This window comes from Mesobacillus jeotgali (assembly GCF_014856545.2).
Classification (GTDB): Bacteria; Bacillota; Bacilli; order Bacillales; family Cytobacillaceae; genus Mesobacillus.
In genome coordinates this window covers 700,515-725,004 of record NZ_CP109811.1, presented here as the reverse complement: position 1 = coordinate 725,004, position 24,490 = coordinate 700,515, and the positions used below count along the sequence as shown (strand labels likewise).

The following is a 24,490-nucleotide window of genomic DNA, read 5'->3' as shown; positions in this document are numbered from 1 at the left end:
AAAACCCCCTCGCATTACACGAGAGGGCAAATTCTATAAAACTTTTTTGTCCAGCGGGCTTTCGAGCTTCATAAGCTCCAGCTTCATCTTTTCCGTTTCCAACAGGTAGTTTTCATGTTTCAATCTTTCAAGCTCGATTTCGTCTTTAATCATGCTGTGTTTGATTTTGGCGACTCTTTGATAATGGCTTGTGACGATCGCGACTAGCGGAATCGAAAATACCATTATGATTGTTATGGTTCCTGTCATGGAACTTCACTCCAAATCTATCATGATTTTACCTATATCATAGCAAAAACAGGAAAAATAAACCAATCTTAAACTGAAGTTTCAAACTGGACTTTATGCAGGTTCGCGAAGATGCCTCCCTGGTCGATCAGCTCATCATGGCTGCCTTCTTCGGCAATTCCGTCCTCCGTCACGACGACAATCCTGTCAGCACTTCGGATTGTTGCCAGCCTGTGCGCGATGACCAGCGTCGTCCGGTTCTTGGATAGTTCGCCAAGAGCTTTTTGAATAATTCTTTCTGTCTCGGTATCAAGTGCCGAGGTCGCTTCATCGAGAATCAGGATCGGCGGATTCTTCAGGAACATCCGCGCAATCGCAATCCGCTGCTTCTGTCCTCCCGACAGCTTCAGGCCCCGTTCGCCGATCTGCGTTTCGTAGCCATCCGGCAGGGCAGCGATGAAATCTTCCAGATGCGCTTGCTTAGCGGCTTTAACGATATCCTCATGTGTTGCCCCGAGTGAACCGTAGGCAATATTCTCACGCAGCGTTCCGGTAAAAAGAAACACATCCTGCTGGACAATCCCGATTTGCGAGCGCAGCGATTTCTTCGTCATCTCGCGGATATCGATGCCATCGATCATGATACTGCCGCTGTTCACATCATAAAAGCGCGGAATCAATGAACAAATCGTCGTTTTCCCTGCACCAGATGGCCCTACGAACGCGACCGTTTCTCCATGATTGATTCTCAGATGTATTCCTTCCAAAACCGATTTATTTTCATCATACCTGAAGGTAACGTTCTTGAATTCAATATTGCCCTTCAAACCAGATACCTCAACCGCATCTTCCCGGTCAACGACATCTGGGCTCTGGTCCATCAGCTCGGTAAACCGTTTGAAACCTGCCATCCCTTTTGGATACAACTCCAGGATTGCACTGATTTTATCGATTGGCTTGAAAAGTACGTTCACATACAGAACGAACCCGACCAATTCACCATAGCTCAAGGTGCCCTGGAAACTCAGCCATGCACCGTACACGAGAACAACGAGAACAATCAGCCTTGTCAGCATATAAATGCTCGATGAACTGAAGGACATCACCTTATAGGCACTCAATTTGGCACGTCGGAACTTGCGGTTATTCTTTGTGAATCTCTCAATCTCAAAATCTTCATTTGTAAAAGACTGGACCACCCTGATACCGGAAACACTGTCCTCAACCCTGGCATTCACATCGGCAATATCTGTGTACATGTTTTTCCACGCCGCGTTCATTTTCAAGTTGGAATAGGTAATCAGCCAGATCAGGAATGGCACGATGATCATCGTAGTCAAGGCGAGATTGACGTTGATCGTCAGCATGATCCAGAACGCACCGACGAAGGTCATCACCGCAATGAATAAATCCTCCGGTCCGTGGTGGGCAAGCTCTCCCAAATCAAAAAGATCATTGGTGATCCGGCTCATGATATGTCCCGTTTTCGTATTATCGAAAAAGCGGAACGATTGCTTCTGCACATGCTGGAACAGCTGCTGCCTCATGTCCGTCTCAATATTGATCCCCAGCTTATGGCCCCAGTAATTGACGATGAATTGAAGCAATGTGCTGATGACATATAACAGCAGCAACCCAACGCTGACGCTGACGATCATATTCCAGTTCCCGCCTGGCAATAAGGTATCAATAAACCATTGCACAGCGAGCGGAAAAGCAAGCTCCAGCAAGGCAACAATCACCGCGCTGCTAAAATCAATGATGAATAACCGCCGATGCGGGCGGTAATAAGTAAAGAATCTGCGTATCATTTCCCTATCTCCTTTAATATCTTCAAGTGATTATATGCCAAGGAGTGTCACTATTTCAATAATTTTGAAAAAATAAAACCGAAGGATAATTTTTCAACGCACGGATATATTTACTAAATATTGGACAGTTTATAGAGAGAATCGAATAGTGGTTGAGGTGAAAACATCATTGATTTCAAAGAGACATTTCCTGTTTAATGTGATCATAATAGCTGTTCCCTGGCTATCTTTATTGTTCATAGGCAGAAGAAGCTTCAGGCGTTATTCTTTTGCTGGTATATTTATTATTGGTTTTGAGATTATCAACCATTTATATGGCCATAAACGGAAGTGGTGGAAGTTTTTCAACAAACGAAAGTCCTTCCTGAGGGACGAACTTCCATTCAGCATTGGACCATATATGCCGCTGTCGATGTGGCTTCTGAAATTCTCATATGGGAATTTCAAAAAGTTCATTACTCTTAATGCGATTGCCGACGCGACTTTTGCCTTCTTTTTTTATTGATGTGCTCAAGAGGCTAAAAATCATCAAGCTGAACAAGCTGAGCCATCTTCAGTTCTTTTTCTACATACATTACAAAGCCTACCTGCTGTATGGGGTGCAATACCTGTATGAGAAGATGCGCGGCTATCGATTATATATGTAAAGTGGAATCCGCAATGGAAAACGGCCATATGTAAAAAACGCTCCGGGGCTGCAATGCCCGGAGCTTTCAACTTTTAAGAAGGAACAAGGACTCCTTCAAGTTCACGATTGATTTCTTTTGAGCGGTTCGCCGCATGGTTGACTGCCTGGGAGATAGCCGTTCCTCCGTTGTACTTCCTTAATGCGTTCAAGCCGGATGCTGTCGTTCCATTCGGTGAGGTTACATTCTTTCTGAGGACCTCTGGAGTTTCGTCTTTTTCGATGATCATTTTTGCCGCACCAAGGATGGTCTGGGCAATGATTTCACGGGCCATTTTTTCATCCATGCCGTTTTCCCTGCCGACACGCTCCATGTGCTCCATCAAGTAGTAAAAATAAGCAGGTCCGCTTCCGGCAAGGCCTGTGAAAATATCCATCTGCTCCTCTTCAATCAGGAACACCTTGCCCATGCTGCTTAAAAGTTCCTTTACATCCTCGATGTTTTCATCCGTTGTGTGCAACCCTGGAGAAATGGCAGTGGCTGATTCCTGGATCATGCTTGATGTGTTCGGCATGACACGGACAACCTGCTGGCCATTTTTCAGGTTATCTTCCATAAAACCTGTTGAGATCCCTGCCAGAACGGATACAACCACCTGGCCAGGCACTAATTTATCCTTCAAAGCCTCAAGTGCTCCCGCTGCACCCTTTGGCTTCATCGCTAAAATAAACATATCGATATCTTCATATGGCAATTCAGCCTGGGGCATCGCATTGATTCCATATCTAGATTCCAATCGCTCCAGTTTCACTGCGTTGCTCTTGTTCGTAACATATACATTTTCCGCGCGCATTTTACCTGACTTGACTACACCTGAAATCATCGCTTCCGCCATCGATCCTGCACCTAAAAAAGCTACTTTTTTATGTTTTAACAACCGCATTCACCTCATAAAAAGTTTATTTCCGTTCACATTTTATCAACGTTACCTATGGTAACATCTTCAGAATGAGATTCAAGGATATCGGGCCAATTCGGGAGCATACTGGCGAGATAGTGAATGAAAGCGGAAACATTTTGACGAATCCCACCTTTAAATGCATATAAAGAGCCTTAATCACCTCTTATGCTAAAATATGAAGATATATAAGGGTTAAAAAAATGAAGATAATTGAGGGAGCGGACGTGAATATTAAAGATAAGGTCAAAAATCTTCCTTTGACTCCTGGTGTTTACCTTATGAAAGATCACAAAGATACAGTCATTTATGTCGGGAAAGCGAAAAGCCTAAAGAAACGGGTTCAAACATATTTTCAAAACTCTGCAGCCCATCCGCAAAAAATCAAAAAGATGATCGCTAACATAAATGATTTCCACGTCTTTCATACTGATACGGAATTCGAGGCATTCTTGCTTGAATGCAAGCTCATCAAAGATTTAAAGCCTCTTTTTAACAAAAAAATGAAGAGCCATCTTGCTTACTCCTATATTGCAATTAAGATGGACGGGCCATATCGGAAAATTTCAATCGCTTCTGAAAAATCCGAAGGTAGCGGCACGATTTATTTTGGACCCTATACCAGTCCCATTTATGTAAAAAAAGCAATCGAGAACTTTAAGGAGTATTTTAAAATTAAGTGCCTTCAGCCACTCAAGGGTTCTCCTTGCCTGAACTATACCATGGGGAAGTGCAATGGTTTATGTTTAGAAGGATCAGGCGTTGAGGAATACAATAGGGTCGTGGATGTGTTCATTTCTTTTCTTCAGCGAGCTGATGCAGAGATTCTGGACGAATTAGAGCAGAAAATGAATCATGCCGCCGAAGAGTATCAATTTGAAGAAGCAGCAAAATACAGGAATTACATGAAATCATTCTCCCTCCTTTTGTATAAGGAAAATATGATTCAATTCACGGGAGGAAATAAAACTATTCTCGTGGTTGAGTGGATCAATGACCGTAACTTGAAGGTTTTTCTGATCAAAGGGCATAAGGTCATTTTTAGGAGAAAATACCATCCGGCGAAGTTCATGCAGCTTTCAAAGGAGATTAGGGAAAACCTATTTGACACTTTTAAGCAGAGCGAGAAAAGGAAATCTGCCGTCATCGGCAAGGAGGAACTTGATGAAGCCCAAATCATCTATAGCTATTTAAATGGGGGCAATGCCAGGTTCATGGTCATTCCGGAAGAATGGCTGGAAGGCAGTGATTATGAAAAACTCGATGTATCCATTGCTCATTTACTGAACGCTTAAACGGGCTGCGAAGATAGATGCAGCCCGTTACTTATGTTTTTTTAGCCACAGTATTGAAAATGTCGTGCCGCTTGAATTGCTTTCTTTTAAAATCAAGTCTGCCCCCAGTGACCGGGCGAGCATTTTGCTGAAAGACAGGCCGAGACCAAGGCCCCTGACCTTGAGCTTTTTCTTCTCGCCGCGGAAGAAGCGCTCAAACACCAATGCCTGTTCAGCTTCTGGTATGCCGGATCCTGTGTCCATTACATCAATTCTTCCCTCTGAAAGCTGGAGGGTAATAGTGCCTTCGTCATCCATTGCCTGATAGGAGTTATTCAGCAAGTTTATTAGGATTTGCTGCATACGCAATGGATCCGTCATAGTTCGTATGGTGTGCCCTGGAGTGATGACCTTCAGATCAACAGGTTCAGCCTGAGTCACCTGCCACTGCCGCCCAATATCCTCAACGAGTTTGTTCAAATCACAATTCTCCTCTCGGATCGTGAACGCACCAGCTGCAAGTGAGTTGAATTCCAGCAGGTCGGAAATCATGGTTTGCAATCTATTGATTTCTTTTAGCGTGATGTCGAGAAACTCCTGGCGCTCCTCCCCTGTTACAATCCCATCCCGGACCGCCTGGACGAGACCGCTGATTGAGGTGACCGGTGTTTTCAAATCATGCGTCACTCCAGCCAGCAATTCTGCTCGCATTTGCTCGAGCTGGATCAGTCGGCTGGTCATTTCTTTAAAGGAAGTAATGAGTTCATATATTTCAAGTTCTCTATGGTCCGAATCAAGCTTGATGGCATAGTCCCCTTCACGCACCTGTGCCGCTGCTGCCGCTACATCCTGGATAGGTTTCAGGATTCTTTTGGTGAGAAAATAAATAACAATCCAGCCAAGCAAGCCAAGTCCCACCAGTAAAATGAGCAGCAAACGATATTCCTGGTCAACGTTAGTCAAGTCGCCGGCGTTTTGCATCACGACAACCCAGCCGGCCTGAAGTTGATTCATGCTAATCGGCGCCTTAACCGCATATATATCTGTTCCATTTTCAGTGAATCTCTTCACACTGTCTTCATTTGCAATGATATCTGAGGGAACCTTTCCTGAAAAGCGGCGCGGGCCACCTCCGCCATGCATTGGGCCAGTGTTCAGGACGTTCCCTTCCATATCAGTAATCATAAGCACTGGCTGATTTTCCATTTCGAAGAATCTGGTCCGGTCACCCATCCTTTTGTCAAAACCGCCGAAATCACTGGACTGCGCGACCCGGTCGGCCGTTTCAACAGCCATGTACTCCATTAACTTCAATCGGTTTTCCAGTGTGGTTTCCTTTATCCACCACACCGAACCGGCACCGAGTAAAAGCAGCCCGACAATCAGGGTCAGAAGATATCTGGTTGTCCAATATCTCAATAATGGAACGTGCTTTTTATTTTTCGTAAACACTGAACTGATACCCCAATCCTCTTAATGTCCTGATTTCTCCCTGTGACGCCGGCCACTCTGCCAGTGAATGGCGAATTCTTTTTATCGAAAGATCTACCGCGCGATCGCTTCCGTCATAATCCATTCCCCATACACTTTCAATCAAATCTTCCCTGGTAAAGGTCCGGTTTGGCCGGTCTGCCAGGAATATCAGCAAACTAAGATCTTTGGGTGTCAAAACCACTTTTTCTCCATTGACTGTGACAACATGTGAATCCATATTGATTTTCAGGCTGCCAAACTGTTTTGTATGCTCCGTATCCAGGACATTCGAAAAACGGCGCAGCACGGCATTTATTCTGGCAACCACCTCTTCGCCAACAAACGGCTTTGAAATATAATCGTCTGCTCCCTGGTTTAGCCCTTTTAAGCGATAATCAATGTCCCCAAGGGCAGTCAGCATGATGACCGGACAGGAGCTGATTTTGCGGAGTTCCTTCAAAACATCCCAGCCGTCCATTTCCGGAAGCATCACATCCAGAAGCACAAGATCCGGCTGTTCCTGAGTAAATAAACGGAGACCTTCCTTTCCACCGAAAGCCTGTAAGACCTCATAGCCTTCATGCTTCAGGTAAACCGCCAGCACTCTGGAGATTGTTTGCTCATCTTCTACGATTAATATGCTTTTCATCGTCGTTCCTCCCGACACCACTAAGAGTACAACCTGACCTAAACCCTCACGCCCGCAGGTCTTTTTTATGTATATCCATTTCTTATCTTACAGGAAAAATCCCCCGCTCGATACCGGGGGATCAACAGCTATTTTATGAATTTAAAATCCGCGTCCGCCGCCGTTTTGGTGCATGCCGCCACGTCCGCCTTCACCGCCGAAACCGCCTTGTCCCATTCCGCCTTTGCTGCCGCCATGTCCAAAGCCATTGCCTTTTCCGAAACCTTCACCATTTCCAAAGCCATTGCCCTTTCCAAATCCACCGCCATGCCCAAAGCCCATTCCATGGCGCCCGAATCCATCCTCAAATAACTCATCAAGCTTGTCAGCATCCTTGGCTTGAATTTCTTCCATCAGCTGGCGTGTATCTTTACCAGCAGTGGAGATTCCAAGCTCCTTCGCCAGGTTCATGACTTTCTTTTCCTTTACTTCCTGGGCAATTTCACCGATTGTTTTTCCGTCAATAGTGATGTCCAGCTCTTTTGCGTCTGCTTTTACTTTCGCTGATTGGACCTCCTGCGTAATTTCACGGATATCCTTGCCGTCTACTGTAATCCCATATTTCTTAGCCTCTTGGTTTATATATGCAGTATGAACTTCCTGCTGCAGTGTCTGAAGGTCTTTGCCCTCAGTGGATACGCCAAGCTCCTTGGCTTTATTATTCAAGTTCGCTGTGCGGATATCTTCCATTAGAGTCTGAGCATCCTTGTTATCCGTTGAAACGCCTAGTTCTTTCGCTTTAATCTTAAGGTTCTCTAAGCGGATCGCATCATGAAGTGCTGCTGCATCCTTTCCATCTGTCGAGATGCCCAAATCCTTCGCTCTCTCCTTAAGATTGGCCAGTTGAACTTCCTCAGCCAGCGTTGCGGCATCCTTTCCGTCAGTCTTGATTCCCAATTCTTTTGCTTCATTTTTAAGTGTAGCTTCGCGAATTTCACCCATCAATGTTTGAGCATCTTTTCCTGAAGTACTGATGCCAAGGTCTTTTGCCCTTTCAAGCAGAGCTTCTGAGTTCCCTCCGTAGAATCCTTTATGGCCAAAACCTTTACCAAAAAGGCCTTTGACAGTGGCGGCAGCTGTGCTTGTCGTACTGTCGTCATTAGCCAGAGAAGTAGTTGCATACCCTCCAAGCAATAATGCGCCTGCGATCGTGAAGCCAATAACTGATTTCTTTTTCATATCTGACATCCTCCTGTAAATCATTTCTTTTTTCAGATTCAAGATGGACATGAACCTTATACTCATAATTTACTCTGTGAATATGTCAGCAAAATGTCAGATGAAACTTTTTAATAAAAATTTTAAAAAACAAAAACATGAACGGCATCAAGGAGTTTCACTTCCCTACAATAGTTAATATGTCAGGAAAATGTCAAAAGAAGGGAACGGCAATGCCGCTCCCTGCTATCATTGCAAATTGACCTTGATTGTCTTGTCGGACCAGAAGCTGGGCGTGTACTGAAGCTGCAGGCCAGGATCACCTGCCGGCTGCTCAAAAGCAATCGTCCCGGTTACTTTTCCGCCTGGAGCCAGTTCTCCAGATTGGAGAGCGGTATTAGTATCGATTGTCGTGAATGCCTGGTCAAGAATTTGTCCCTGGCTGTTCGACATCTTAAAATCGAATGGATTATATGAGATGTTTTCATCGCCGGCATTTTCAATCATAACCGTGACGACGACATACTCATGACCATCCTTTGGCTTGTCATACTCACTGCCTGCTGATTTCTCAGCTTTCGTGACCGTCAGCACATTGTCACCTAGTTGAACCTTCTCCCCGACCGAAAATTCTTCCTTTACTGGCGGAGCTTCTTCTTCGTTTTCTGCCGACGTTGAGTCTTCCACAGCTTTTTCGTCTTTTTCTGCCGAAGCTGAAGTTTCCGCAGCTTTATCTACCTTGGTCGCTGTTTCCTCTTCTCCTCCACCTCCTGCTAAAGCAATGACAACAATAACTGCAATGAGCCAGAACCACCATTTTTTAAAGATTTTCATCATCATGTACTCCTTTCATTCTTTTTTCCATGATAGATTCAGAAACCATTTCATACATGTTTTCAATACCTTTTACTGTTGCTTCGAAGTTAAAGGAATTCTCAATATGGATTCCAAGGCTGTCAGCTTCTTTAGCTGCGTCGATATTTGCACCCATGAAGATGAATTCCCAGCTGTATCTTTCCTGCTGGTGCCGAATCAGTTCTTTCACCTTTCCGTAAGTGAACTCGCTGCTAGCGTTCTCCATCCCATCTGTCGTGATCACGAAGATGACTTTGCCTGGCCTGCGTTCTTCACTTGTTCTGGCGAGACGGTAGCCAACATCGAGGATCGTTTTTCCCACTGCATCCAGTAGCGCAGTCATCCCGCGGACATAGTAGTCATCTTCGGTCAACTCCGCCTCCCTCGCATCAATCCCGTTCCAAAGCACTTCATATTGATCATCAAAAAGCACCGTTGTCAGGATGGTTTCGCCTTCCAGTTCGGTCTGTTTTTTCACAAAAGCATTGAATCCGCCAACTGTGTCGCCCTCTAGTCCTGCCATCGAGCCGCTCCGGTCTAGCAAAAATATGATTTCCGTTAAATTATTCTTCATCACTATCATCCTCCTAAGCTGAATCTGATATAATCATATCTAGAATCATCCATATTTTGGTCGCCTGTTAAGCGACATTTTAAGGAGGCTGGCCACATGCTGGATAAAATGCTGTTGGAAGAACTGCAGCAGTATATAGATCGGAACCTAAGCTATATCGTTTGTGAAAAATCAATGGCCCCACTGGAGGATTTTGTCCTTGAGAGCATTTCGCCGCTGGAGATTGAAAGCTTCATTGCAGAGAAGCGGAAGCCGACTTTGCAGAAGGTACTGTTTGGCTTTATAGACAAAAAAGGCTGCAAGGATTCCGAGGTTTATAAAAAAGCTGGCCTCGATCGAAGACTTTTTTCAAAAATCCGCTCAAACCCTGAATATAAACCGAGTAAGAATACCGTCACAGCCCTTGCTTTGGCCCTTGAGCTGAACAAAAAAGAAACCGACAAGCTGTTAAGCTCTGCCGGCTACTCTTTGTCAGACAGTGAAACATCCGACCTTGTGATTCAGTTTTGCATCGAAAGAAAAATCTATGAAATTGACCAGGTCAACTATGCATTGGATTATTTTAGCCAGAAGCCATTAAGTGGAGTCCAATAAGTAAGGCACAAGCGCATACGCCTTGGTCATTCGGCATATCCAGGTGCTGGCATTTTTTCTTTGAAATTTATAATTTGTCTATAAAAATAGCCTGGAGGGCATGTTGTGCCTCCAGGCTTCGTTTTAATGAATCGCATTGCCTCGCTCAAAATGGTTCATGCAAGTCAGCTCGATAATATAATCGTAGTTTGCAATGGCTCTTTGAAGTTCAGTTTTTTCATCTATAGACAGGCTTGGATTCTGCATCTTATTCGCCAGCTGCATCTGTAATGCTTCTAATTGAGATTTGACTTCTTGATAGTTCATGTCCAACACCCTTCCTTTGAAATGAAATCGTTTTCTTTATATTCTCATTATACTCCCCACACCCTAAAGGGTATCATCGAAATTATTGTGATTTTGTGAAACCTTATTATAGAAATTCGAGTCAAATCTCACGTCAGATTCTCTTTTTTTAGGCTAGATGTATATTGTTAATGTTTTTATAAGTTCAGATGCGTTCAGGATAATATTAATAGAAAGGAAAATCAGCATGAAAATATTAAAAGGTCCCTATCATTCCTCCCGCGAACTAATTGAGACAATCCGAAGTATGCCCCGGAAGCAGTCCACCCTGCTGATTGGTGTGGATGGCTGCGGCGGTTCTGGTAAGAGTACCTTTTCAAAAATGCTGAAGGCTGAGCTGCCTGATGTTACGGTTGTCCATAAGGATGATTTCTACCTCCCCTCCTTTCAGCTCATAAAAGATGTGCCTGCAAATAAACCGATTGGCGCTGATTTTGACTGGAAACGCCTGATGGCTCAGGTGCTGGAGCCTTTGAGCAGCGACCAGGAGGGCGATTATCAGCGTTATGATTGGGACACAGATACTCTGGCGGAATTCCATACTGTCCCAGTTGGCGGAATTGTCATTATTGAAGGTGTCTATTCCACTCGCAAGGAACTTGAGGACTTCTATGACCTGAAAATCTGGGTTGATTGTCCGCGAGAGTTGCGGCTTGCCCGCGGGATTGAGAGAGATGGCGAAGGTGCCCGGGAGATGTGGGAAGCCAACTGGATGGTGGCCGAGGATATGTATGTTCAACAGCAAAAACCATCTGACCGGGCTGACATTGTCATTAGCGGAAATAAATAAGATATCAAGCAATGAGATCTTTTACCCATGATGACCAAAGTAGCATTTCTTAGATTCCCTTCTACTTACGGTTTCAAATTACGGTCGCATATTTCTCTATTTCAAGTATAATGAATACCATTCAGTTTATGCATATGATGATTCTTTGCGAGAATCCTATATATAAGTCGGATAATAAAAAATAAAAGAGGTTATTTAATGAGCCAAAGAAGTTTCGAGGATTATCATTTAAGCGATGAAATAAAAAGAGCACTTAGTGTGCTGAAATATGAAAGTCCCACAGAGGTCCAGGCAGAAGTGATTCCAATGGCGTTGCAAAATCAGGATCTTGTTGTTAAATCCCAGACTGGAAGCGGGAAGACGGCTTCATTCGGAATTCCAATTTGCGATATGGTTGATTGGGAGGAAAAGAATCCTCAAGCGTTGATTCTGACTCCAACCAGGGAACTGGCTGTTCAGGTTCGTGAAGATATCACGAATATCGGACGGTTCAAAAGGATCAAGGCCATGGCGTTTATGGTAAGGAACCCTTCTCGAAACAGAAAGAGGAACTGAAGCAAAAAACTCATGTCGTCGTTGGTACACCCGGTCGTGTCATCGATCATATTGAAAGAGGAACGCTGGTTTTGGACCAGGTAAAATATCTGATCATCGATGAAGCAGATGAAATGCTTAACATGGGATTTATTGATGCTGTTGAATCCATTATAGAAGAACTTCCTCCAAATCGGGTTACGATGGTGTTTTCTGCGACATTGCCCAAGGATGTTGAAAATCTCTGCCATAAATATATGAAGGATCCCGTCAACATCGAAATCGCTTCTACCGGTATTACGACAAATACAATTGACCATATGTTGATTGAAGTGAAAGAAGAGGACAAGATCTCCCTACTAAAAGATGTTACGGTTGTGGAAAACCCTGACAGCTGCATCGTTTTTTGCAGGACGAAGGAAAACGTCGATACCGTGTTTGCCCAGCTTGAAAATGCAAACTATTCTTGTGAAAGACTTCATGGCGGATTGGAACAAGAAGACCGCTTTGCTGTGATGGATGGCTTTAAAATGGGAAATTTTCGCTATCTTGTGGCGACCGATGTGGCTGCAAGGGGAATTGACGTCGATAACGTTTCGCTTGTCATTAACTATGACGTTCCTATGGAAAAAGAGGGCTATGTGCACCGTACAGGCCGAACTGGCCGCGCCGGAAACAAAGGAAAGGCGATTACGCTTGCTACACCTTATGAAGGGAAATTCATCAGGGCAATCGAACGTTACATTGGCTTTGAGATTCCTGTAACAGAAGCCCCGAGCAAGCAGGATGTTGCAAGGAACCAGGCTGCATTCGATGAAAAAATCAGTGGACGCCGTGTTGTGAAAAACAACAAAACAGCCAGGATCAACCAGGATATCATGAAGCTTCATTTCAGCGGCGGCAAAAAGAAGAAGCTTCGCGCCGTCGACTTCGTTGGAACCATCGCGAAAATCCCCGGAGTAACGGCGGACGATATCGGCATCATTACGATTCACGATACAATGTCCTATGTAGATATCCTGAACGGAAAAGGCTCCCTTGTCATTCAGGCAATGGAGAATGCAACGATCAAAGGAAAGAAACTTAGAGTCAGCAAGGCAATTAAATAGAACAAAAAGCGCAAGCGCCTCGTTCAGCCCCGACAAGCGCTGGAGGGCCTGACAGTGAAGTCGTTCTTTGACTTCATTGGCAGGACCGAAATCGAAATGTATAGCCGACTGTCCAGAAACGCAGAAACTAGAGACTCCGACAAAGAAGCGCTTTTGGCTTCTGCCGGCGGAGTTGAAGTTTCGGAGTTTCTAGGAGGCAACACTAGACAAGCGACTCGAGGGGCTAGGCGCTGGAGCTGGATTAAGAGGACAAGAAGAAAGGACGATTATGACATCCATAATCGTCCTTAAATTTATCCTATTTTTCACATACTATGATCTCGCGTTCGAAGGCCCCTTTTCTCACGACACAGCGGTCAGCAATTTCAAAGCCGGCATCTCCGATGATAGAATCGATTGGTTCAATCGTGACGATGACCACTTTATCAGCGAATTTGTATGTGCTATGAAGCATCTCGAGCTGCTCTTCGGGTGTGATGACCGAGCATAGATTGTAAGGCATATCAATAATGGCCACGTCATAGCTTCCAGTAACCTTGCGGATGTCCTTAAACGTCACTTCCGTTGCATAGCCAAAATGTGCGATGTTCTCCCTTGTACCAGGCAGTATGAGCGGGTTGACATCACTGGCAACGATGTCGATGCCCATCGACAATGCTTCCACCACTACCGTTCCAATGCCGCAGCATGGGTCGATCGCTTTGACTCCAGCTGGATCAGGAACGGCGATATTGGCTACTGCTCTTGCGACACGTGTGCTTAAGGAAGTTGAGTAGCTGTGCGGTTTTTGCTGATGGTTCAGCCAGATCGCTTCACTGCTGTGGTATTCACCAAATACCCAGCGCCCGTTTACATTCATGATACCAAACAGTACAGCTGGATTTACGAGCTCCGGCTCTCCAGGAATTTGCAGACCCACTTCCCGTTCGATTCGGCGCCTTTCTTCAAAATCCACCTTTTCAGGACCTGCCACTCTTACATACATCACTTTAAAGGTAGAGCCAGTCAAATCTATCTGCTTCACTTGCTCAATCAGGTCCTCAAATTGCTCACTTTCAATGATGACATCCATACGTCCCCTCATAAACGGGCTTCGGCTTGGATTGATTTTCAAAGTACTCTCCAGCATGCTTAACTCTGTATCAAAACCAAAGAACGAACGCATTTCCAGGTCACACAAAGATTTTTCTTCATCCGGTACAGCATAATTATATATATAAGAGCTAGGCTCAAGGTTAGTTAATAACAAAGTAAACAAACCCTTTCGTTGTTTTTCTCCATTCCATTAAAGTGCCTTGTGGAAATCGAAATAAAAATGACTTACCCCTTGGGCAAGTCAAGTGCTTGGTATGCGAGTTGATACTTTCCGCCCTCAGCTACTTCAGAATGATACAAAGCCTTAAGGGCAAAGTTTTTCTCCAGGTCATGTTCTTTAATCAAACTGGATAAGCGCGTTTGCAGTTCTGGATGATCCTTAATTAACTGTTTCATCTGTGATTTTACAAACTTCATCTATTTTTACCTTTACCCTTCAAAATTTAATTGTCCAGCTAAGCATAGCATGAACAATGCTATAGTCGGTCATAACATTTTCTTGATCAATCCGGCTCTACATGTACATGGACGTCATATATATCATATTCTTCCATGAGCTTATCTTCGACTCTTGTCGAGATATCATGGGCAGTGCTGATGTCGAGGGTGGGATTCACGGTGATGACGCAGTCCACGACAATATTGTTCCCGTAGCTTCGTGCCTTTAAATCTTTAATTCCTTTGACACCAGGAATATTACAGATGGTATCGTTATATTCTTTAATTAGGTCAACATCAAAGCCGTCTGTCAGCTGATGGGATGCTTCACGGAAGATGCCCCAGCCTGTTTTTAAAATTAATGCGCCAACGATGAATGCAGTTACGGGATCGAGCCAGGGCAAGCCAAATTGGGAGCCGATGATGCCTGCGGCAGTCCCAATACTCACCCAGGAATCGGACAGGTTATCTTTAGCCGCGGCCATGACCGAATGGCTTTTTATTTTGCGTGCGAGGTTTCGGTTGTAACGGTACACGAAATACATAATGAGTGCCGAAAATAAACCTGTCCAGGCAGCAATAAGATCAGGTGCTTCGGCGGCTCCTTCAAAAAACGAGGTGAAGGCGCTGGTTAAAACCTGAAATCCGACAACAATGATGATAAAAGATGCTACCATCGAAGCGACCATTTCCGATTTCCAATGGCCATAAAGATGATCTTCATCCGCAGGTTTTTGGGATAGCCTGAGACCGATCAAAACGGACAATGAGGCTAGAATATCGGTCGTATTGTTCAGGCCATCAGCCTTTAATGCTTCGGAATCGCTGATATAACCTACAGAAAGCTTCAAGACAGAGAGAACTATATAAGCGAGGATACTTATAATGGCCCCGCGTTCACCTAGTTTTAAATTGGAATAACGTTGTTCATTCATGACTGGCCTCCATTCAACTGCTAGAACATTTTAACAATCTAAGAGCGAGTAAGTCTACAGCAACCTTTTTACCCTTATCCATTTAATTGACATGCCAGCAAAAAAGTTTCCTCAGGCAAAGAAAAGCGCAAGCGCCTTGGGCAGCCCCGACAAGCGCTGAATTTAAATAAAATAGGAATAATTACCAGAAACTTTTCAGGTGTTTAATTCGTACTAATAAATATCGGAAAATTACGCGATTATCGGTACAGCTACAAAACTATTTCCAACTGTGGTAAAATGAAAACTTCAATAGATTCCTAGGAGGGATTGCATGGGGACTAATAAGAACAAGTCCGTAAGTTTCGTCTTGATTGCCATTGTTCTATTATGGCTTAAAACCTACACCGTTTATAAGTTCAATTTTGATATAGATATTGAAAATAAAATGCAGGAATTCATCCTGTTCATTAATCCATTGAGCTTCCTTATGTTCGCTTTAGGACTTGGGATCTTCATGGCCGGCAGGAAGCAAAAAATCTTCGTTGTCGCAACAAGCTTCATCACTTCCTTTATTCTTTACGCCAATGTTGTTTACTATAAGGAATTCAGTGATTTCATCACGATTCCGCTTTTGACACAGACAAGCAATATGGGCGATTTAAAGAGCAGTGTCGGGGAATTGATCGGCTGGACTGATATCATTTATTTTGCGGATGCATTATTGATTTTAGCCCTGGCTTTTGTTAAAACACCAAAGATTTCTTTTAAAAAGTATAAAAGCGTTTATGCAGCTGCCTTTTACTTCAGTGCGATCGGCCTTGCCTTTTTCAACCTTGGGCTTTCTGAGTCGGAGCGTCCTGAATTGCTGACTCGTACGTTTGACAGGGAGATTCTTGTTAAGAATATCGGTACGTACAATCACCATATTTATGATGCGTACCTGCAAACAAAGACAACTGCACAAAGAGCCATGGCAGATGGCAACCAGCTGACCGAAATCGAGAACTACACTCGCGCTCAATACACAGAACCATCGAAAGAAATGTTCGGCGCGGCAAAGGGCAAGAACCTCATTGTGATTTCAATGGAATCTACCCAGAATTTTGTCATCGGACAGAAGGTGAATGGCCAGGAAATCACGCCATTCCTGAATGAGTTCATTAAAGACAGCTATTACTTTGATAACTTTTACCATCAGACAGCACAAGGTAAAACATCTGATTCGGAGTTTCTATTGGAAAACTCTTTATATCCGCTTGGGCGTGGAGCAGTATTCTTCACCCATTCAGGGAATCAGTACATGTCACTTGCTGAAAGGCTGAAGGAAAACTCTTATTACACTGCGAAGCTTCATGCGAACAACAAGAGCTTCTGGAATCGTGACGTTATGTACAACAACTTCGGCTATGACCGTTTCTACTCATTGCCGGATTATGTAGTGAACGAGGAAAACTCTGTTGGCTGGGGTATGAAGGACATCGAGTTCTTTGACCAGTCAGTTGAACATTTAAAAGCAATGCCTAAACCGTTCTTTGCGAAGTTCATCACGCTGACAAACCACTTCCCATTCGAATTGGATGAAGAAGATAAATTCATCGATGAATATGACTCAAACAGCGGTACCTTGAACCGTTACTTCCCAACTGTCCGTTATACGGATGAAGCATTCAAGCTTTTCATCGAGGATTTAAAGGCTGAGGGACTTTACGAGGATTCAATCATCGTCATCTACGGTGATCACTACGGTATTTCTGAGAACCATAACAAGGCAATGGAGCAGTACCTTGGCAAGGAAATCACACCGTTTGTATCAACACAGCTTCAGCGTGTGCCAATGATCATTCACATTCCGGGTCACGAAGGCAAGACCATTTCAACTGTAACTGGTCAAATCGACCTTCGCCCAACATTGCTGAATCTTGCTGGAATTGATACAAAACAAGATATCCAGTTTGGTGCAGACATGTTCTCTGAAAAGCAGGATAACTTTGTTGTCCTAAGAGACGGAAGCTTCATTACCGAAGATGTAGTCTACACGAAAGGCGTCTGCTACGATAAAGCCACAGGAGAGCCGACAGACGGTGCAAGCTGTGAACCTTATATCGAGCATGCCAAGAACGAACTGAGCTACTCAGACCAGATTATTTACGGAGATTTGCTTCGTTTTTATGAAAAAGATGAGGAATAAATGACTGCGACCCCGCTGATTGATCAGCGGGGTTTTTTGTTTGAACAATAATCATTAGATACAAAAAAACGCCCCATAAAGGAGCGTTCTCGTTTTAGACTTCCATTATGATCGGCAATATCATTGGTCTTCTGCCTGTCTGGCTGTATAGGAATGGGTTGACGACGTCAATGACCGCCTTCTTGATGCTTGACCAGTCCTTCGTGCCTCCAGCCAATTCCGTTACAATTTTATCCTTAATCAGTTCTTCTACATTTTTCATTAAGTCGCCTGATTCCCTGACGTAAACGAAGCCTCTTGTTACAACTGTCGGCTTGTTGACAAGCTGCTTCTTCTCGCGATCGATCATCATGGTGACGATCACAAGGCCGTCCTGGGAGAGCACTCTTCTGTCTTTTAACACGATATGTCCAATATCCCCAATACCGCTGCCATCGACATATACTGGCTGTGCTGGCACTTTTCCGCCAAGCTGGCCACCATCAGCAGACAGTTCCAGGACATCTCCGTTATCTAAAATAAAGGAGTTTTCACGAGGAATTCCGCATTGCTCAGCTAATTTGACATGCTGGTCCAGCATACGATATTCACCATGAATCGGAATGAAAAACTTAGGATTGAGCAGCTTGATCATCAGCTTCTGCTCTTCCTGCTTGCCATGTCCTGAAGTATGGACCTCACTGATTTTATGATGGATGACATCCGCCCCGATTCGGTGCAGCTTATCAATCACGCGGTTTACGCTGATTGTGTTGCCAGGAATCGGTGATGATGAAAAGACAATCGTATCTCCAGGTATGACGGAGATTTGTCTGTGCGTACCATTCGCAATCCGCGCAAGGGCTGCCATCGGCTCACCTTGGCTTCCCGTACAGATGATTGTTAGCTGATGGCTTGGAACCTGCCCAATTTCATTGATGCTGACGAATGCCTCATCCGGCGCCGTGATATAACCCAGCCTGCGACCGATCTCAAACGTCTTCTCCATGCTTCGGCCAACAATAGCTATTTTTCGATTATACTTAAGGGATGACTTCACAACCTGCTGTACCCGGTCAATATTTGATGCAAAGGTTGCGAAAATGACGCGGCCATCCACTGTCTGGAAAATATCCTCGATTGCTTCCCCAACTCGTCTTTCAGATACCGAAAAACCTGGCTGCTCACTGTTCGTGCTGTCAGATAACAGACATAGCACTCCTTCACTGCTGATTTCAGCGATTTTCTGGAAATCAGTGCCCGCGCCAACCGGCGTCAGGTCAAATTTGAAGTCACCAGTGTGGACAATATTTCCTTCCGGAGTCGTCACCACAACGCCGAATGAATCGGCGATACTGTGCGTCGTCCTGAAAAAGCGCACCTTGATATTCTGGAATTCCACAACTGTATCATTGTTGATTTGGTGGAATTTCACACCCTTAATCTTGTGCTCCTGTAGCTTGGACTTAATCAGCTCAACTGCAAAATCGCCTCCATAAATCGGCGCCTTTACATCCTGCAGCAAAAACGGCAGACCGCCAATATGGTCTTCATGGCCGTGAGTGACGAAAATCCCGACCAGCTTGTCCTGGTTTTGCTTCAAATAGGTGTAATCCGCAAGCACATAATCAATCCCAAATAACTCATTATCCGGAAACTTGATTCCGCAGTCCACCAGCACCATTTCGTTTTTGTATTCGATTACATACGTATTTTTTCCGATCTCACCAAGACCGCCCAAAGCGAAAATCTTAAGATCCTTTTTCAATTTCGTTTCCATAGTTCAACTCCTGTTTCTTTTGTACAAATGTATTTATAAATTCCATGGGAATCATATCTCTTAATAAAGAATAGTGAAGAAATTAGATGGAGAATATAGGGGTTTGAAGTTCTTAAAATATACCATAAATTAAGCATTACAACAAATAATGCTTCCCCTTGCACTAATGTGACGAGAAATATAGGAGAAAAGTTGCTGGGAACAGCTAGGTTTTGCGTCGTATGTGATTTAATCGTTTGCCGGCGTAAGAAAGTGGCTTCTGCTTTTACCGTTTTTCCTCTTGCAACTCTTTTTCGGGCAATGCAGAGGCTTTTCTTTTACCGTTTTCCCTCTTTCAACTCTTTTTCGGGTAATGCAGAGGCTTTTCTTTTACCGTTTTCCCTCTTTCAACTCTTTTTCGGGTAATGCAGACGCTTTTGTTTCCTGCTTTACCACAAAGAAACACCGCCATTATTGGCGGTGTCCGTGTTCCTTTACAATATGTCCTTGAATGTCTTTGCCTGCTGGTCCAATTCGCGGGCAGCACTGCCGATTTCTTTGAAGGCAGCTACCGCTTGTTCATTGAGTGTCTGGTTGTTGGTGATTCCATTTTGCGAACGCAGGGTGGCTTCGTTGATTTTGGTGATTTCACCTGCTATTCCTTCGATGTGTTCATTGACTTCCTGGATCGAATGCTGGACACGTGTGGCGAGCTTCCTGACTTCGCCTGCAACGACATTAAAGCCTCTTCCATGTTCCCCGGCTCTTGCGGCTTCAATGGCTGCGTTCAGGGCAAGCAGGTTGGTTTGTGCAGCAATTTCGCGGATAGTCTGAACGATGCTGCCGATCGATTTGGCCTGTGATTGGAGCGATACAAGAATTTCGGAATTTTCTTTTGACTCCTCAACAAGCTTGCTGGCCGCCATGGCTGCTTCTTCACTTCTTGTAATGCCCATTTCCGCCCGTTCGCTCAGGTCTTCTGACATTTGCTGAAGCTGCTGTGCAAGTCTTGTCGCAGTCAATTCACGCTCAGTTATGTCAGTAGCCACCTTGACCACACCTGCAACTCTGCCAAAGGAATCGTAAACCGGTGTATAGGTAGCCTCAAGCCAGAGGAGTTTGCCCCTCTTCGTGACTCGCTGTATTTTTTCCTGAAAGCTTTTTCCGTTGCGCAGGTTTCTCCATAATTCTGTATAGGTTTTGCTTCCTGCGAACTCTGCTGTACAAAACTGTTTATGCAATAGTCCTGGCATTTCTTCCACTACATAGCCCATTGTCTCCGCAAAATTCTCATTCGCCCAGAGCACTTTTCCATCGGAATCAAACTCGATCATGGCCAATGACCTTTCGATGGCTGCCAGGACGGCGTCTTGCTCAAAAACCTGTGTGCTCTTCTTTTCCATTCTAATCTGCATGTGATCTCCTCATCGTCATTTGATATTTATCTTTGTTACTATCGTACTAGCCTTGATGTTCTTCGACAATTTTGAATATGCTCGCTCCCTCTGCGCCATAGAAAAAACCAGCCTCTCATGTTAAGATAATGGATAATCTAACTTAAGGATGGGATTCTTTTGAATCAAAAAATCTTGCCTGCCTCTTCGAATATGAAGGAGTTTGAGCAGTTTCTCGAAAGCCCTTTTGAAATTGGCGTCATTCTGGAAGTACATATCGCTCAATTGAAAAATATCAATGCGATGGCCAAGCGCTATGGCAAAAAAATGATCTATCATGTGGATATGATTCAGGGGTTGAAAAGTGATGATTATTCGACCGAATATCTATGCCAGGAATACAAACCGTATGGCCTGATTTCCACAAAGTCGAGTGTCATTTTAAAAGCGAAGCAAAAAGGCGTGCTCGCTGTGCAAAGAGTATTCCTTATTGATTCCCATGCACTCGAAAAAAGCTATAAACTCATTGAGAAAACACGCCCTGATTATATTGAAGTTTTACCGGGAGCGATGCCATGGATGATCAAGGAAGTCAAGGAACGAGTGAACATCCCGATTTTTGCAGGCGGCCTGATCAGGACCTCTGAGGAAGTAGAAAACGCCCTCGAAGCTGGCGCTGCAGCGATCACTACATCGAAAAGGGAATTATGGGAAATTAAGCAATTTCAAGAATCAGACACATGAAAATCCCAAGTCTCTGTGATATAATGATTACAAGTTAATAAATCGGGTAGGAGAACTGGAGAGACCACGATAACATTTCCGCTTTTGGCGATAATGTTGTTTGTGGTCTCTCCTTTTTTCATTATCTAGGAGGCGTATCGTATGAGATTTTCAAATCTCGATCGTAAAAATATAGTATCGCAGCTTAAAAACGAGACATTTGATGTACTTGTCATTGGCGGCGGCATTACCGGTGCCGGGATCGCAGCGGATGCTGCAACAAGAGGAATGAAAATCGCCTTATTGGAAATGCAGGATTTTGCGGCAGGCACTTCAAGCCGTTCTACCAAGCTGGTCCATGGCGGTCTGCGTTATCTAAAACAATTTGAAGTGAAAATGGTGGCTGAAGTCGGCAAGGAACGAGCGATTGTGTATGAAAATGGCCCGCATGTCACGACACCGGAATGGATGCTTCTCCCCTTCCATAAAGGCGGAACATTCGGCAGCTTCAGTACCTCCATCGGCCTGAGGGTGTATGACTTTTTAGCAGGCGTCAAACCATCGGAGCGCCGGAAAATGTTCAGCGCAGCTGAAACATTGGCAAAGGAACCGCTTGTGAAAAAAGACGGATTGAAGGGTGGCGGCTATTATGTGGAATACCGCACCGATGACGCCCGCCTGACCATCGAGGTCATGAAACAGGCTGTGGATAAAGGCGCAACGCCATTGAACTATTCTAAAGTTAAAAACCTTATTTATAAAAATGGAATTGTTTCAGGAGCCCTTGTACAGGATCTTTTAACAGGTGAGGAATACGTGGTCCATGCAAAAAAAGTGGTCAATGCAACTGGCCCTTGGGTTGATGGCATCCGTGAGATGGATGATTCGAAAAAAGGAAAAACCCTGAAGCTTTCAAAAGGTGTCCATATCGTGATCGATCAATCACGCTTCCCGCTCATGCAGGCGATTTATTTCGATACTCCTGACGGCAGGATGGTCTTCGCGATTCCGCGCGACGGCAAAACCTATGTCGGCACGACCGATACTTTTTACAATGAAGATCCAATCAATCCGGGCATGACGGAGGAAGACAGAAGCTATCTGCTTAAAGCGATTCATTATATGTTCCCGGACGTCAATGTCACAGAAAAAGATGTAGAATCCAGCTGGGCAGGCATAAGGCCGCTAATTCATGAGGAAGGGAAAGCACCTTCTGAAATCTCCAGGAAAGATGAAATCTGGGAGTCTGAATCAAAACTAATCACCATCGCCGGCGGGAAACTGACTGGCTACCGTAAAATGGCGGAAACGATTGTCGACCTTCTTGCCGAGAAATTCGCTAAAGAAGATGGACTCAGCTTCCCTGGCTGCCAGACGAAGAACCTGCCGATTTCAGGTGGAGATGTCGGCGGTTCTGCAAACCTTGACTCTTTTGTGGAAAAACAGCTTGAAGAAGGCGTGAAAGCTGGGTTCACAAAAGAAGAAGCCCGTCGTCTTGCCTGCCAATATGGTTCGAACACCCCGATTGTGTTCCAGCTTGCATCTGACCACAAGCAAGAAGCAGATCAATACGGCCTGCCATTGGAATTGTTCGCAAAGTTAGTTTACGGAATCCATTATGAAGCAGCAGCCACACCGGTCGACTTCTTCAACAGACGTACAGGAGCGATTTTATTTGATATCCACCTTGTGCATAACTTCAAGGAAAATGTTATTAACTTCATGCGTGACCAATTCAGCTGGAGTGAACAGCATACTGAAGCCTTTACTTTGGAACTTGAAGGGGCTTTAAATGAAGCAGTCATTCCCGTAAAATAAAGCAAAGCCCCTGATGCAATCCAGTTCATCAGGGGCTCTTTTTATCCATATTTCCTTTGGTGTTCCTTTTTCATCTCAAGATACTCTTGATCGGTTCTGGCCTGTTTCCACTTTTCCATAAAAATAGCGGCAGATTCAGCCTTCACCGGATCGTTCAGGCGTTTCTTCACTTTGCCGTCTTCATCATATTTCCTTCCACCTTTATAATTCGTATACCTGCGAGCACGGGTGTAGCCCATCTGCAGGAACTTCCTCGCCATATCCATGCCGACAAAATCCTTCTTCTCTTTATAATCTAGGAACATCTCATAGATTTTTTCGGAAGACTCCCTGGCAATGTCCGGTGTCTTGAATCGCCAGTGTGGCAGGATTTCACTTTTATAGGGCTCCACCAGCAATACACCCTGTTCTCCCCTGCCTACTCGATAAAGTTCAGGCTGCTCACGGAAATCAATCTTATCAAAATCAAGGTCATAATTGAAAGGCAACTAAACCATTCCTTTTTTAGCTTGTTTTACCCGCTCAGGCAAATTGCTAACAAGCACGCTTTTGACCAGAACGAATAAAATATGGGCAGGAATACAGTGAATGGGGGAAATTGAGTGGTCAAGTATCAATCTTTCAGCGGAACCGTAACGATGATAAGCGACTTTTCGATCACGCCATCAGGCGAAAATGAAGGCTGTTATAAATTAATGTCTGTCAATGACGGAAGCGGGAGGCAAGTCAATTTCGTGGTCGAACCAAAAACCTATTTCGTCGACCAGGCAATGGTAGGGGTTGGCGACCGGGTGACAGGCTATTATGACGCCGACGCACCTGTCCCGCTGATCTATCCGCCACAATACCGGGCCCTTATCATGGTCAAAGAAACCTCTGGCCAGAATGTTAAGGTTGATTTTTTCAATAGGCAGCTCGTCAGCAGTGATGGTATGCTGAAGCTTAATCTTTCACCTGGAACACCAATCTTATTGGAAAATGGCCAGAGGTTTACAAAAAGTATTGTAAACAGGAATTTGATTGTCGTTTATGGTCCATCCACTTTCAGCATTCCGGCACAGACTACGCCTTACAGGATTATTGTTATATGTTAAAAAGAGGCAGGCGCAGCTGCCTCTTTTTCAGGAATAGCAAGGGTTTGACACTTTTTAATCAAACGTTT

General features: G+C 44.4%; 25 protein-coding genes and 1 pseudogene. 11 read left to right on the top strand and 15 right to left on the bottom strand.

What is annotated here, in order from left to right:
- Window positions 1-33: 33 nt before the first annotated feature.
- On the bottom strand, window positions 34-249 hold the full coding sequence (locus FOF60_RS03630) for a hypothetical protein (protein ID WP_102261331.1): 216 nt from the start codon (window positions 247-249) through the stop codon (window positions 34-36).
- A gap of 68 nt (window positions 250-317) precedes the next feature.
- Window positions 318-2,039, bottom strand: a complete 1,722-nt coding sequence (locus tag FOF60_RS03625) for an ABC transporter ATP-binding protein (RefSeq protein WP_192469725.1) — start codon at window positions 2,037-2,039, stop codon at window positions 318-320.
- 169 nt (window positions 2,040-2,208) lie between these two features.
- Between FOF60_RS03625 and FOF60_RS03620 the strand changes: the two genes are divergently transcribed.
- Window positions 2,209-2,544: a hypothetical protein gene (locus tag FOF60_RS03620; RefSeq protein ID WP_319801564.1), complete on the top strand. Its 336-nt coding sequence runs from the start codon at window positions 2,209-2,211 to the stop codon at window positions 2,542-2,544.
- A gap of 215 nt (window positions 2,545-2,759) precedes the next feature.
- On the opposite strand, the gene proC is transcribed toward FOF60_RS03620, so the two are convergent.
- Window positions 2,760-3,560, bottom strand: a complete 801-nt coding sequence (gene proC, locus FOF60_RS03615; RefSeq protein ID WP_413632883.1) for a pyrroline-5-carboxylate reductase — start codon at window positions 3,558-3,560, stop codon at window positions 2,760-2,762.
- 266 nt (window positions 3,561-3,826) lie between these two features.
- Between proC and FOF60_RS03610 the strand changes: the two genes are divergently transcribed.
- Window positions 3,827-4,918, top strand: a complete 1,092-nt coding sequence (locus tag FOF60_RS03610) for a GIY-YIG nuclease family protein (protein WP_192469727.1) — start codon at window positions 3,827-3,829, stop codon at window positions 4,916-4,918.
- 27 nt (window positions 4,919-4,945) lie between these two features.
- Here the strand turns inward: FOF60_RS03610 and FOF60_RS03605 are convergent, their stop codons facing one another.
- The 5 genes from FOF60_RS03605 to FOF60_RS03585 all read right to left on the bottom strand — a co-directional run bounded on the left by FOF60_RS03605 (window position 4,946) and on the right by FOF60_RS03585 (window position 9,645).
- On the bottom strand, window positions 4,946-6,349 hold the full coding sequence (locus FOF60_RS03605) for a HAMP domain-containing sensor histidine kinase (RefSeq protein ID WP_192469728.1): 1,404 nt from the start codon (window positions 6,347-6,349) through the stop codon (window positions 4,946-4,948).
- Window positions 6,333-7,019, bottom strand: coding sequence for a response regulator transcription factor (locus FOF60_RS03600; protein ID WP_192469729.1), 687 nt, complete (start codon window positions 7,017-7,019; stop codon window positions 6,333-6,335). Before FOF60_RS03600 ends, FOF60_RS03605 begins: the two co-directional genes overlap by 17 nt.
- A 141-nt stretch (window positions 7,020-7,160) precedes the next feature.
- Window positions 7,161-8,237, bottom strand: a complete 1,077-nt coding sequence (locus FOF60_RS03595; protein ID WP_192469730.1) for a hypothetical protein — start codon at window positions 8,235-8,237, stop codon at window positions 7,161-7,163.
- Window positions 8,238-8,465: 228 nt separating this feature from the next.
- Entirely contained in the window at window positions 8,466-9,050 is a 585-nt protein-coding gene (locus FOF60_RS03590) for a DUF4352 domain-containing protein (RefSeq protein ID WP_192469908.1), read from the bottom strand.
- Window positions 9,037-9,645 (bottom strand): vWA domain-containing protein, encoded by a 609-nt coding sequence (locus tag FOF60_RS03585; protein ID WP_192469731.1) that lies wholly within the window; start codon window positions 9,643-9,645, stop codon window positions 9,037-9,039. The genes FOF60_RS03590 and FOF60_RS03585 overlap by 14 nt, the downstream gene beginning before the upstream one ends.
- A gap of 96 nt (window positions 9,646-9,741) precedes the next feature.
- Between FOF60_RS03585 and FOF60_RS03580 the strand changes: the two genes are divergently transcribed.
- The gene (locus tag FOF60_RS03580) at window positions 9,742-10,239 is read left to right on the top strand and encodes a hypothetical protein (protein ID WP_192469732.1); all 498 of its coding nucleotides are present in this window, start codon (window positions 9,742-9,744) and stop codon (window positions 10,237-10,239) included.
- 123 nt (window positions 10,240-10,362) lie between these two features.
- Here the strand turns inward: FOF60_RS03580 and FOF60_RS03575 are convergent, their stop codons facing one another.
- Window positions 10,363-10,545: a DUF3896 family protein gene (locus FOF60_RS03575; RefSeq protein ID WP_192469733.1), complete on the bottom strand. Its 183-nt coding sequence runs from the start codon at window positions 10,543-10,545 to the stop codon at window positions 10,363-10,365.
- A gap of 286 nt (window positions 10,546-10,831) precedes the next feature.
- Here FOF60_RS03575 and FOF60_RS03570 point away from each other — a divergent pair, with 286 nt between their 5' ends.
- The 4 genes and pseudogenes from FOF60_RS03570 to FOF60_RS03560 all read left to right on the top strand — a co-directional run bounded on the left by FOF60_RS03570 (window position 10,832) and on the right by FOF60_RS03560 (window position 13,308).
- Window positions 10,832-11,374 (top strand): uridine kinase family protein, encoded by a 543-nt coding sequence (locus FOF60_RS03570; protein WP_225649816.1) that lies wholly within the window; start codon window positions 10,832-10,834, stop codon window positions 11,372-11,374.
- Between the two features lie 198 nt (window positions 11,375-11,572).
- Window positions 11,573-12,090 (top strand): annotated as a pseudogene (locus FOF60_RS24530) (DEAD/DEAH box helicase); the annotation flags it as partial.
- 21 nt (window positions 12,091-12,111) lie between these two features.
- A complete protein-coding gene (locus tag FOF60_RS24525; protein WP_413632881.1) occupies window positions 12,112-13,017 on the top strand; it encodes a helicase-related protein in 906 nt (301 codons plus the stop codon).
- 54 nt (window positions 13,018-13,071) lie between these two features.
- Window positions 13,072-13,308 carry a hypothetical protein gene (locus FOF60_RS03560; protein ID WP_264647638.1) on the top strand — a complete coding sequence of 79 codons (237 nt, stop codon included), beginning with the start codon at window positions 13,072-13,074 and terminating at the stop codon, window positions 13,306-13,308.
- A gap of 7 nt (window positions 13,309-13,315) precedes the next feature.
- Here the strand turns inward: FOF60_RS03560 and FOF60_RS03555 are convergent, their stop codons facing one another.
- The 3 genes from FOF60_RS03555 to FOF60_RS03545 all read right to left on the bottom strand — a co-directional run bounded on the left by FOF60_RS03555 (window position 13,316) and on the right by FOF60_RS03545 (window position 15,485).
- Window positions 13,316-14,182: a TRM11 family SAM-dependent methyltransferase gene (locus FOF60_RS03555; protein WP_192469909.1), complete on the bottom strand. Its 867-nt coding sequence runs from the start codon at window positions 14,180-14,182 to the stop codon at window positions 13,316-13,318.
- 155 nt (window positions 14,183-14,337) lie between these two features.
- On the bottom strand, window positions 14,338-14,529 hold the full coding sequence (locus FOF60_RS03550; RefSeq protein ID WP_192469737.1) for a hypothetical protein: 192 nt from the start codon (window positions 14,527-14,529) through the stop codon (window positions 14,338-14,340).
- 86 nt (window positions 14,530-14,615) lie between these two features.
- On the bottom strand, window positions 14,616-15,485 hold the full coding sequence (locus FOF60_RS03545; RefSeq protein ID WP_192469738.1) for a cation diffusion facilitator family transporter: 870 nt from the start codon (window positions 15,483-15,485) through the stop codon (window positions 14,616-14,618).
- A gap of 313 nt (window positions 15,486-15,798) precedes the next feature.
- On the opposite strand from FOF60_RS03545, the gene FOF60_RS03540 reads away from it, so the two are divergent.
- Window positions 15,799-17,655: an LTA synthase family protein gene (locus tag FOF60_RS03540; protein ID WP_192469739.1), complete on the top strand. Its 1,857-nt coding sequence runs from the start codon at window positions 15,799-15,801 to the stop codon at window positions 17,653-17,655.
- 94 nt (window positions 17,656-17,749) lie between these two features.
- Here the strand turns inward: FOF60_RS03540 and rnjA are convergent, their stop codons facing one another.
- Together rnjA and FOF60_RS03530 are read right to left on the bottom strand one after the other, a co-directional pair.
- Window positions 17,750-19,414 (bottom strand): ribonuclease J1, encoded by a 1,665-nt coding sequence (gene rnjA, locus FOF60_RS03535; RefSeq protein WP_192469740.1) that lies wholly within the window; start codon window positions 19,412-19,414, stop codon window positions 17,750-17,752.
- Window positions 19,415-19,887: 473 nt separating this feature from the next.
- Window positions 19,888-20,808 carry a methyl-accepting chemotaxis protein gene (locus FOF60_RS03530; protein ID WP_192469741.1) on the bottom strand — a complete coding sequence of 307 codons (921 nt, stop codon included), beginning with the start codon at window positions 20,806-20,808 and terminating at the stop codon, window positions 19,888-19,890.
- Window positions 20,809-20,961: 153 nt separating this feature from the next.
- Between FOF60_RS03530 and FOF60_RS03525 the strand changes: the two genes are divergently transcribed.
- Window positions 20,962-21,531, top strand: a complete 570-nt coding sequence (locus FOF60_RS03525; protein WP_192469910.1) for a glycerol-3-phosphate responsive antiterminator — start codon at window positions 20,962-20,964, stop codon at window positions 21,529-21,531.
- Window positions 21,532-21,672: 141 nt separating this feature from the next.
- On the top strand, window positions 21,673-23,328 hold the full coding sequence (locus FOF60_RS03520) for a glycerol-3-phosphate dehydrogenase/oxidase (protein WP_192469742.1): 1,656 nt from the start codon (window positions 21,673-21,675) through the stop codon (window positions 23,326-23,328).
- A gap of 41 nt (window positions 23,329-23,369) precedes the next feature.
- Here the strand turns inward: FOF60_RS03520 and FOF60_RS03515 are convergent, their stop codons facing one another.
- Window positions 23,370-23,816 (bottom strand): DUF4385 domain-containing protein, encoded by a 447-nt coding sequence (locus tag FOF60_RS03515; protein WP_192469743.1) that lies wholly within the window; start codon window positions 23,814-23,816, stop codon window positions 23,370-23,372.
- Between the two features lie 114 nt (window positions 23,817-23,930).
- Between FOF60_RS03515 and FOF60_RS03510 the strand changes: the two genes are divergently transcribed.
- Window positions 23,931-24,422, top strand: a complete 492-nt coding sequence (locus FOF60_RS03510; RefSeq protein WP_192469744.1) for a hypothetical protein — start codon at window positions 23,931-23,933, stop codon at window positions 24,420-24,422.
- Window positions 24,423-24,490: the final 68 nt, after the last annotated feature.